This window comes from Oligoflexus sp. (assembly GCF_035638955.1).
Classification (GTDB): Bacteria; Bdellovibrionota_B; Oligoflexia; order Oligoflexales; family Oligoflexaceae; genus Oligoflexus.
This window is the reverse complement of record NZ_DASQYZ010000221.1, coordinates 13599-24230: the sequence shown is the minus strand read 5'-3', so window position 1 is coordinate 24230 and position 10632 is coordinate 13599. Positions and strand designations below refer to the sequence as shown.

The window sequence follows — 10632 nt, the reverse complement described above, 5'->3', positions numbered from 1 at the left end:
CCGTCTAGAAGGTAATCAAATACTCGGCTAAAAACTGGCCAAATAGCAGATAGCTGACGGCCGCAATCGAAAGAAAGGGCCCGAAGGGCAAACGAATTTTGAGATCGAGCTTTCTTTTGAAGATTATAACACCAAGTCCCACCAGGGAACCGAGGATTGATCCCCAAAAAACCGTGGTCAGGATCGATTGGTAGCCTAGCCAACCGCCGATCGCAGCCAGAAGCTTGACGTCGCCCATGCCAAGGCCATAATCACGACGAACCAAATAGTAGAGCCAGGCCACTGTATAAAGGCTGCCGCCTCCAATCAAAACCCCGAAGAGCGCACTCTTCCAGTCCAGATCAGGATGCAGATACACCACCAGGGGCGTGACCACAATCATGGGAATGCTGAGCACATCGGGAATGATCTGATGTTCAAAGTCAATCACAGAACAGATGAGAAGAAGTGAAGTGAAGGCCAGGGCATGAAAACATCGCATCATCTCGGGCGAATCGATCACGAGTCCCGATTCCCAACTCATCACAAAAGGAAAGATCCAATAGACGGTCGGAAAGAGCAGGGCCGTGATGATTTCGACCAGCACATACTGGACGGAAATCCTGGCTCCGCAGCAGCGCGCACGGCCTCGTAAAAAAATCCAGGAGAGGATCGGGATATTATGCCAGAAGGGAATAGGTTGGCCGCAGCTGGGACAGATGGATCGGGCCTCAGCGAAAAAGATGCGGCGCGGGATGCGATAAATACACACGTTGTAAAAGCTACCCATCATGGCGCCGAGTATAAAAAACAGCCAGGTCAGAGGACTTTGCAGGTGCAGCACCCATTCGAGGAACGATAGCAGCATAGGTCTTCCTTGGGAGTGGAGACGACGGTGCCTGTCATTGTGGTGGCAGCGTCCATTATATTCTCTTCGAAACCAATTATAAAATTATTAACCTGTCAGTCTCAGGCCCTGACCCGCAGACAGCCCCCGGAACATACCATTCATCCGATGCTTCGCGCCTCGCGGATGATGCAAGCCAGGAGCGCGAACACCTGCAGGGGGACGCGGCACAGAATGCGGCCATCCCAGCCAAAAGTACCGACATCAGGGATCAGCGGCCACCCTTTTCAAAGGGTCGGTTGGGTCCGGGTCCATCGCTTCTTGAACGGCTCTTGGGGGTTTGGGCTTATTGTACGTATCCAGGACATTCCCGTCAGCTCATGATTTCAGGTCAGAGGCCATGCTGGGGATCTTTCGCGTGGCTGCCCTCTTTTTCCAAGTGACGTTGATCAAAAGCGGGCGACATCCTCTGCAGCGGCCTTGTCCAACAAACTCTTGTTGCGACAACTCCAGTTGAAGACGGCCCGGTAGACTTCGCCAAGATCCAATCCTTCGGGCGTTAAGGAATACTCGACGCGCAGCGGCACCTCAGGATAGGCGACCCGCTGGACAAGACCGCTTTCTTCGAGCTCGCGCAGCTGACTTGTGAGGGAATGCTGCGAAATCCCGGACAGCTTGCGGCGCAATTCACCAAAGCGAAGCACACGATGCGTGGCAAGAAACCACAGGATTAAAACCTTCCACTTGCCTCCGATGATGGCAAGAGCCCTGCGAATCGTTTCACCATGTTCATCGTCCATACAGCCTGGTTGTTCCAAACTCTCCATCACGACCCCTCCTTGCATCGGCTCGGCCCATGTGTCTGGTCACTTCGAGGTGACCAGGTCATGAATTCCTGCCTACTTTCCAATTCCAGCTCTATGCCATAACTTTGATTGGAATATAAGACCAGGCAAGGAGAATGCATCATGTTCCATGGCAGCTGCCTCTGCGAAACTGTAAAATTTGAAGTGCGCGGTGATTTTCTATCTATAAATGCAGGACCAAAATACCCATTTTTTCAGATGTGGGATGACTGGGCCTCGTCAATCTCCCAGGCCCAAGATTATTTCCTTGCCTCAATCACCGTTTATGGTACAAGCCATACATGGAGGCGCAAGGATGCTGCTGACTTACAAGTTCAGACTTAAAGATGGAACCAGGCGAGAGGAGCTGAAGACGCTGGCTGGGAATGTCAATTTTGTTTGGAACTTCAGCAACGAAATCATCCGCAGACGCTGGAAGGATTCGCGTTTTTACACGAGCAAAAATGATCTGCATGTCCTGACCAAAGGATCGTCGAAACTTCTTGAGATCAACTCCCAGACTATCCAGGCGGTCGCTTACGAGTGCCTTTTGAGAGTCCAGAAAGCCAAAAAATCCATTCGATTCCGGACAGGAAAAAAGAACCTGGGCTGGATTCCATTCAACGGCCAGACAGTCAAATTCCATAGCGGCTATATCGATTGCAATGGCTATAGGTTCAGATTGTGGCAGCATCGGCAGCTGCCTGAAGGCTATCAGATTAAAACAGGATCTTTCTCTGAAGATTCACGCGGTCGATGGTATGTGAATTTAACCTGTGAAATTTCTGACGAAAACTGGTTTCAGGAACCAGCCTCTTTCGGTTCTGAAATTGGCATAGATCCCGGCATGAAGACCGTCATGACAACATCGGATGGCCATGCCTATGAGCGGAATAATATCACAAAGCAATATGCTGAAAAGCTGGCAAAAGCCCAAAGGCACCGAAAAAAGCGTCAGACCAAAAAAATCAATGCGAAGATCAAAAACTCGCGTCAGGACTGGAATCACAAAAGGTCCTTTGAACTGGCAAGGCAATATCAAACCATCTTTTTCGGCAATGCCTCATCAGGGAAGCTGGCCAAAACCAGAATGGCCAAAGGCGTCCATGACGCCGCCTGGCATCAGATAAAAACCTTCCTCTCATACAAGTCCCTGAGGCGGGGAGGACGGCTGCTCGAAATCAATGAGCGAAATTCCACGGTCACTTGCTCGGTCTGTTTGCAAAAGACAGGTCCGTGTGGACTGAGTGGCCTTGGTATAAGAGAGTGGTCCTGCCCATGCGGAGCGGTCCATGACCGCGATGTCAATGCGGCAACGAACATTCTCCGTCTCGGACGTGAGACGCTGAGCCTTGGGCGAATTGCCTGATGCAAGGGATGCTCGGGAATTCATTCCCGAGATGACGTCACTATTGCCTTGAACGTTCTGGATGGTGATCCGCCATTGCAGCCCAATTTTCATACCTATACACGCAGCAAGGCCCCCTGGGTTCAACTCACGGATGATTTTTTAAAGTTCGACGAGCTGCCCACATAAATCAATCTTCATAAACAATATGGCATATCAAGGGAAACTGTTTACAAAGCGCCCGCCTCGTTATTAAAGTAATTTTCAGGCCTATACTTATGCAAAACCAGGACAAACGCTCGCCCGACGAAAGGAGAAATTCATGCGCACATGGGACGATTTTAAGACGACAATCCGCACGGAACCCATCCTTTTCAGGCTGGCCCGTGAGGGAGATCTGGATGCGATTCAAACGCTGCAGCTCCCCTTGGAACTTCTCAATGCCAAGGATGCCAAGGGGCATTCCGCGCTGATGCTGGCAGCTTACAATGGTCACAGCGAACTGACTCGCTACCTGCTGGATGAAGGTGCTGATCCCAATTCGCAAGATCAGGCGGGCAACTCCATTCTCATGGGAGCCGCCTTTAAAGGAGATTTGCCCATCGTAAAAATGCTGGTTGAAGCCGGAGCCGATGGGGCCGCAAAAAATCCCAACCAGCAGGATGCTCTGGCCTTTGCCGAAATGTTCGGGCGCAACGATGTTGCGAACTACCTAAGGAGCAGCCGTCGGGATCAAGACGCTCCTGCCACTGACGATAGCTTGAGGAGACCATGATGACGAAAAAACGATTCCTGACCACCGCCAACGGCGTTCCCGTATCCGACAACCAGAACTCTTTAACCGCGGGCGAACGCGGTCCGATTGTGTTCGAGGATTTTCATCTTTTTGAAAAGCTGGCCCACTTTGCCCGCGAGCGCATTCCGGAACGCGTGGTCCATGCCAAGGGCTCAGGGGCGTTTGGCGAACTCGTGGTCACCAAGGATCTTTCGCAATATACCCGCGCTGATCTCTTTTCTAAAATCGGGAAGAAAACGCCCCTTTTCATACGCTTTTCCACGGTAGGCGGTGAGGCAGGATCAGCCGATACAGAGCGCGATCCCCGAGGTTTTTCGGTTAAATTTTATACGGAACAGGGCAATTGGGATCTGGTCGGGAACAACACCCCCGTCTTCTTTCTGCGGGATCCCTCGAAATTCCCGGATTTCATTCACACCCAAAAACGCCATCCCCGAACCCACACGAAAAATGCCACCATGCAATGGGATTTCCTCTCGCTGCATCCAGAGAGTTTGCATCAGGTCACCATTCTTTTTTCCGATCGCGGCATCCCGGATGGCTATCGCTTCATGGACGGGTTCGGCAGTCATACCTTCAGCATGATCAATGCCAAGGATGAACGCTTCTTTGTGAAATATCATTTCAAAACCCAACAGGGGATCAAGAACCTTCACCCCAAGCGGGCTTTGGAACTTGCAGGAACGGATCCGGAACATTCGCAGCGTGACCTTTTCGAGTCCATTGAACGGGGTGATCACCCACGCTGGACACTCTGCATTCAGGTCATGCCCGAAGCCGAAGCAGCCCAGTATAAGATCAATCCTTTCGATGTGACCAAAGTCTGGCCGCATCGCGACTATCCTTTGATGGAAGTCGGCGAAGTGGTCCTGAACAAAAATCCGGCCAATTATTTTTTGGATGTGGAACAGGCAGCCTTCGCGCCGTCGGTGATTGTTCCGGGTCTTGGCTTTTCCCCGGATCGCATGCTGCAGGGACGCTTATTCTCGTATGCGGATGCTCAGCGCTACCGCCTGGGAGTCAACTATCATCAAATTCCGGTCAATCGCCCCCGCTCTGATGTCTACACCTATCATCGGGACGGCGCCGGTCGGGTCGAACACGTGGGAGGTTCGGACTACAATTACCATCCCAATAGTTTTGATGAAGTGCAGACCTATGAAGAAACGCCGGTTCCCTATGCTCACGTCGGTGGTGTCTCGCGTTACAACCATCGGACGGACGAGGATTATCATTCTCAAGCCGCCGCGCTGTTCAAGCTCATGAAGCCCGAGCAAAAACAGCTTCTGATCGATAATATCGTGGGTGCGATGCGATCGGTGCCGTCTTTTATCCAGGATCGGCAGATCACCCATTTCATGAAAGTGGATCAGGCTTATGGCGAAGGCGTCAAGCGAGGTCTGACCCAAACCGAACCGGGTGACCCGCTGCGAGTTCCCGTGACCAAATAATTCGTGATAGGGGGGTTCGCCCCCCTCAGCCAGGATTGTTACACTTCCATCAAGCCCAACTCGACCTTTCCTGTCCATGAGGACGAAATCAACCCCTAAAAAAATCCAGGTGCCCTGGGAAACAAATTCCAGGACAATCGATGCATAGATCCTGTGTTCCATGCTATGAGTCAATATGATGGAGTCTGCCCTTCATATTCGCTCTCTAAAACCCTGGAAAATTATTATAAGGGATAGGACCGGCCACGTGCCGTCAGCTTTCCTCTGAGGAGTTTACTGTCGATGATCCAAGAGTTGACCCTGGAAAAACTGCAATGGCCCCAACTTCTTGAGAACCTTTCTCAGGAAGCCCAGACGCTGGAAGGCCGCGAAGCCTGCCTCGAGCTGAAGCCAACGTTTGCAGCTGAAGATATTGAAAAGCGCTGGCAGGATGTCGTGCCCGTGCGAGACCTTCTCCGCTCGGGTTATCGCCCGCCCATCGGCGATTTGCCTGAAATGCGGCCTATCTTCCGTGGTGCCTTGCTCGGCCAGATCCTGGACGGTGAGATGCTGTGGAACGTCTATGTTCTCTTGCAGACCGTCCGCAACGTGCACCAGTTCGCGGCCGACCGCATGGATCGCTGCCGTACGCTCGCGCGTTTTCATCGAACCATTCAGCCCCTACCCAAACTGGCGCGAATGATTGAAAAAACCATTTCGGCTGATGGCGAACTCCTCGATGATGCTTCGCCGGAATTGCAACGCATCCGCGCCCAGAAACTTTCGATGCGAAAGAAGATTGAGCAGAACATTCGCCAACTGCTCACCGATCAGCAGCTCGAACCGTATATTCAGGATAAATTTTTTACCGTACGCTCGGATCGTTACGTGGTGCCCGTTCGTTTGGATGGCCGGGGTCGTGTGAAGGGTTATATCCATGATAGCTCGGACAGCGGTCAGACTTTGTACATCGAGCTGTCCGAAATCAGGCCATTGAATGACGCCCTTTTGGAATTGGAATCCGCAGAAAAAATCGAAATTCTGCGCATTTTCAAGGAACTCAGCACGCATGTGGCCGCCGAGCTTGATATTCTGACGATGGACTATGAAGGTCTCATCGAACTGGACGTCATCACGGCCGAAGCCGGTCTCGCGGTTCGCCTGGATGCCGGTCAGGTGATTCTGCGCAAGGAACCTGGTCTGCGTCTGTCGGTTGCCCGTCACCCCTTGCTCGCCCTGCAACAGGGTTCGCAGGCGATTGCCAACTCGGTTTCGCTCGAAGGCGGTCAACTGTCCCTTATCGTTTCCGGCCCCAACGCTGGCGGTAAAACGGTAGTTCTGAAAACCGTAGGCCTGCTCCACCTGATGGCCAAATCCCGCCTGCTTTTGCCCTGCGACGAGCATTCGGAGATTTTCCTGTTTCGCAGTATTTTTGTGGAAATCGGTGATGCTCAAAATTTGAGTGCCAACCTTTCGACCTTCTCGGGTCACCTGATGGGCCTCAAACCCATTCTGCAAAATTCCCGTCCGGACGATTTGGTGCTGCTCGATGAGCTGGCTGTGGGCACGGAACCCCAGACCGGATGCGCCATCGGCCAGGCCGTGCTGGAAGAGCTGGTCAACCGCAAAACGGTCTGCATCGTGACCACGCACTTTGATAATCTGAAAAGTCTCGCCGTCAATGACCAGCGTTTCCGCAATGGATCCATGGAATTTTCGACGAAGAATCTGCAGCCGACCTACAAACTCATTCTCGATCTGCCGGGTCAGTCCTATGGTATCGAGGTGGCGGAACATATCGGTTTGCCGAAGCACGTGATCGAGCGGGCCAAGGATCTGCGGGGACGCTCCAGCAGTGCCATGGATCAGATTTTGGAATCGTGGCAGACGCTGCGTGAAGAAGCTGAACGGGAAAAGCAAAAATACGGGCAGCTGAAAATCGATATGGAAAGTCAAAAACACCGTTGGGAACAGGAACGGGCAGCTTTGGCCAATGCCAAGTCTGATATCTCAGCTAAAATCAAAGCTCGTTATGAAGATCAGATTGATGAACTCAAGCGCAGCTACAATGAAATCTTGGACGACATCAAACAAACCGTTCAGGAACAGAAAAAACTTTCAGCGGGTCCGGACGCGGTTCGCGAAGCGTTGAAAGACAAGCAGAAAAAAGCCGAAGGTCTCGGCCGCGATCTCAGTGTGGGTCTCGACCGGCTGGCCAGTGAATTCCGCTCCGCCGCGGAGCTGCCGGGTACACCAGCCGACATCAATCAGCTGATCACTGGCAGTCGGGTTTACATCGTCTCGATGGGCAAGGAAGCGGTGGTGAGCAAAGTCCAGCCGACGCTCGAAGTGACCGCGGGCCTGCTTAAACTTCGTCCATCGATTCAGGATCTGCGCATGATCGTGGAATCGGCCGAAGCCAAAAAAACCAGCAAAGGCCGGGGCCCGGCCGTGACTCCAGATAAGTCCCAGATAGGATTGGTGATTCCTACGCCAACCAACAGTCTTGACTTGCGTGGCATGGATACCGATACAGCCCTGGACCGCACCTGGAGCTTCATTGACAAGGCCGTTTTGCGGGGCGAAAATTGGGTGATCCTGATTCATGGCCATGGCACTGATACGTTAAAACGCGGATTGCGCAAAGCCCTGACCAAGGATGCTCCGTATGCGCTCGATTTCCGCCCAGGGGAACCTGAAGAAGGCGGTGATGGCGTCACTGTCGTTCAGTTGCGCCACTAAGATCCGTAAAGTCGCAGTGGTCGGATTTCCGGTAATTATGGTAGGAAATTGTCGGGGACCTCGCAAGAACTCGCAATTCGGAGCGTATCAGCTATGGCGAAGAGTAGTAGCAATAAGAAGACTTTGCAGTGGGAGCTCGACCTGAGTCCGGCCGAAATCCTGGCCGATTATCGCATCGCGGTGTTGAGCCGCGAAGCCAGTCTGCTGGGCAGGAAGGAAGTGCTGTCCGGCAAAGCGAAGTTTGGCATCTTTGGTGATGGCAAGGAACTCGCACAGCTCGCCATGGCTCGTGTCTTTGAAAAAGGTGATTGGCGTTCGGGCTACTACCGCGATCAAACTTTCATGTTCGCGCTCGGCGCCCTGACCATCAAGGAATTTTTCGCTCAACTCTACGCTGATACTGATTTGGAGCATGAACCGCACTCCGGTGGCCGGCAAATGAATAGTCACTTTGCCAGCCGCTTTGTGAATGCCGATGGCAGCTGGAAGAGTCAGCTGGCGCAGTATAACACCAGCGCCGATGCCTCACCCACCGCCGCGCAGATGTCGCGCCTTCTGGGTCTGGGTTATGCGTCCAAACTTTACCGCCAGTTTCCCGAGCTGGATAAGGAACAGAATTTCACCCGCAATGGTAACGAGATAGCGTTTGGCACCATTGGGAACGCCAGCACGTCGGAAGGCATTTTTTGGGAAACCTTCAATGCCGCCGGCGTTCTGGAAGTTCCTTTGGTGATCTCGGTATGGGATGATGGCTACGGTATATCCGTGCCCAACAAATTTCAAACCACCAAGGAATCCATCTCCAAGATCCTGGCCGGTTTTGCTCGTGAAGAGGGCACCAACGGCTACAATATCGCTGTCGTTCGCGGCTGGGATTATCCCGAGCTTTTGAAAGCCTATCGTGAAATCGCCAAGGCGGCTCGCGAGCAGCATATCCCTGGCCTCGTGCATGTGATTGAGATGTCACAGCCGCAAGGTCACTCGACCAGCGGCAGTCATGAGCGTTATAAATCCAAGGACCGTCTTGCCTATGAGCAAACCATTGATTGTCTCACCTGCATGCGCGAGTGGATGATTCAGCATGGGATCAGCAAGGACAAGGATCTGGAACAAATGGAAGACGAGGTCCGCCGCGAGGTGCTCGACCTTCGCAATGAGGCCTGGGAGGAATACCAAGCGCCCATGCGCGCGGAACGCGAACAGCTGTTGAATCTCTTTGAAGCCATTATCAATGAGGGCGCCTCACCGGGCTTCACCAAGATCAAGGAATCGTTCCAGCGTTACCCAGCGATCACGCGCAAATCCGTGCTTTCCAGTGCCCGTCGCGCCGCCTACATTCTACGCGAACGCGAGACTGAAGCTGTGCAGGCGCTGCGGTCGTTTATTCTGCAGTTCACGCAGGAAAACCGCCAGCGCTACAACAGTAGAGTGGCGGTGGAAGGATCCCGTTCGGCTCTGCAGATCCCTGGCATCCACCCCACCTACGAAGGCTCGGTGGAAAAAGTCGATGGTCGCATCATCATCCAGCGCTGCTTCGACCATCACCTCGCGCGCGACCCACGCATGTTCATCATCGGCGAAGATGTTGGCAAACTGGGTGGCGTGAACCTGGAATTCGAAGGCTTGAGCGACAAGCATGGGGATTTCCGGGTCACCGATACCGGGATTCGTGAAGCCACGATCTTCGGTCAAGGCATGGGGGCAGCCCTCCGTGGCCTGCGTCCCATCGTGGATATTCAATATCTCGATTACCTGCTTTATTGCTTTCAGCTGATGTCGGATGATCTTGCTTCCCTGCACTATCGGACCGCCGGTGGTCAGATCGCGCCGGTCATTATCCGAACCAAGGGCCATCGCCTGGAAGGGATCTGGCACACCGGGTCTCCCATGGGCATGATCATTCATGGCATCCGCGGGATTCACGTCTGTGTTCCGCGCAATATGGTTCAGGCAGCAGGTATGTATAATACCCTTCTGCAAACCGACGACGCAGCTTTGGTGGTTGAGGTTCTCAACGGCTATCGCGTGAAGGAAGATGTTCCAACCAACCTGGAAGACTTCCAGGTTCCCCTCGGCGTCCCCGAAGTTCTGAAAAAAGGCCGTGACATCACTGTCGTGACCTATGGCGCGTGCATCAGTATCATTCGCGAGGCCCTGCCCCTGCTTGACCAGATGGGGATCGATATCGAACTCATCGACGTTCAAACTCTGCTGCCATTCGACCGTTTTGGTTTGATCAAGGAATCCCTGGAATCCACCAATGCCCTTCTCGTGGTCGATGAGGACGTTCCAGGCGGAGCCAGCGCCTTCATGCTGCAGCAAATCATTGAAGTTCAAAAAGGTTACGAATACCTCGACGCACAACCCCGCACGCTCACCGCCCGGGAGCACCGCAGCCCCTATGGTTCCGATGGCGACTATTTCACCAAGCCAAGCGTGGAAGACGTTATCGAAGTCCTCTATGAAATGATGCGCGAACGCGATCCGCAGCGTTTCCCTGATCTCGGTCTGCCGCTCCGCGGATAACACGCAAAGCCCCGCTGCCTGGCAGTGGGGTCTTGCCCTTCCAACTGGCACCCATCCCTTCACAAAGTCTTCAGCTAACTTGAGACTTGCCCCTTCAGCTGGCACCCATCCCTTCACAA

Annotated in this window: 8 protein-coding genes; 6 read left to right on the top strand and 2 right to left on the bottom strand. The window is 53.2% G+C overall.

The genetic code is table 11. The features are described 5' to 3' along the window. Window positions 1-4: 4 nt before the first annotated feature. Window positions 5-847, bottom strand: a complete 843-nt coding sequence (locus tag VE954_RS20300; RefSeq protein WP_324956133.1) for a prepilin peptidase — start codon at window positions 845-847, stop codon at window positions 5-7. A gap of 428 nt (window positions 848-1275) precedes the next feature. Then, entirely contained in the window at window positions 1276-1653 is a 378-nt protein-coding gene (locus VE954_RS20295; RefSeq protein WP_324956384.1) for a helix-turn-helix domain-containing protein, read from the bottom strand. Between the two features lie 141 nt (window positions 1654-1794). On the opposite strand from VE954_RS20295, the gene VE954_RS20290 reads away from it, so the two are divergent. The 6 genes from VE954_RS20290 to VE954_RS20265 all read left to right on the top strand — a co-directional run bounded on the left by VE954_RS20290 (window position 1795) and on the right by VE954_RS20265 (window position 10513). Further along, entirely contained in the window at window positions 1795-2016 is a 222-nt protein-coding gene (locus VE954_RS20290) for a hypothetical protein (protein ID WP_324956131.1), read from the top strand. Beyond that, complete coding sequence (locus VE954_RS20285; protein ID WP_324956129.1) at window positions 1988-3040, top strand: transposase; 1053 nt, start codon at window positions 1988-1990, stop codon at window positions 3038-3040. Before VE954_RS20290 ends, VE954_RS20285 begins: the two co-directional genes overlap by 29 nt. A 301-nt stretch (window positions 3041-3341) precedes the next feature. Beyond that, complete coding sequence (locus VE954_RS20280; RefSeq protein WP_324956127.1) at window positions 3342-3794, top strand: ankyrin repeat domain-containing protein; 453 nt, start codon at window positions 3342-3344, stop codon at window positions 3792-3794. Next, complete coding sequence (locus tag VE954_RS20275; protein ID WP_349263833.1) at window positions 3794-5266, top strand: catalase; 1473 nt, start codon at window positions 3794-3796, stop codon at window positions 5264-5266. The genes VE954_RS20280 and VE954_RS20275 overlap by 1 nt, the downstream gene beginning before the upstream one ends. A 282-nt stretch (window positions 5267-5548) precedes the next feature. Further along, window positions 5549-7987 (top strand): endonuclease MutS2, encoded by a 2439-nt coding sequence (locus tag VE954_RS20270; RefSeq protein WP_324956123.1) that lies wholly within the window; start codon window positions 5549-5551, stop codon window positions 7985-7987. A gap of 93 nt (window positions 7988-8080) precedes the next feature. After that, window positions 8081-10513: an alpha-ketoacid dehydrogenase subunit alpha/beta gene (locus tag VE954_RS20265; protein ID WP_324956121.1), complete on the top strand. Its 2433-nt coding sequence runs from the start codon at window positions 8081-8083 to the stop codon at window positions 10511-10513. The last annotated feature ends 119 nt before the right edge of the window (window positions 10514-10632 follow it).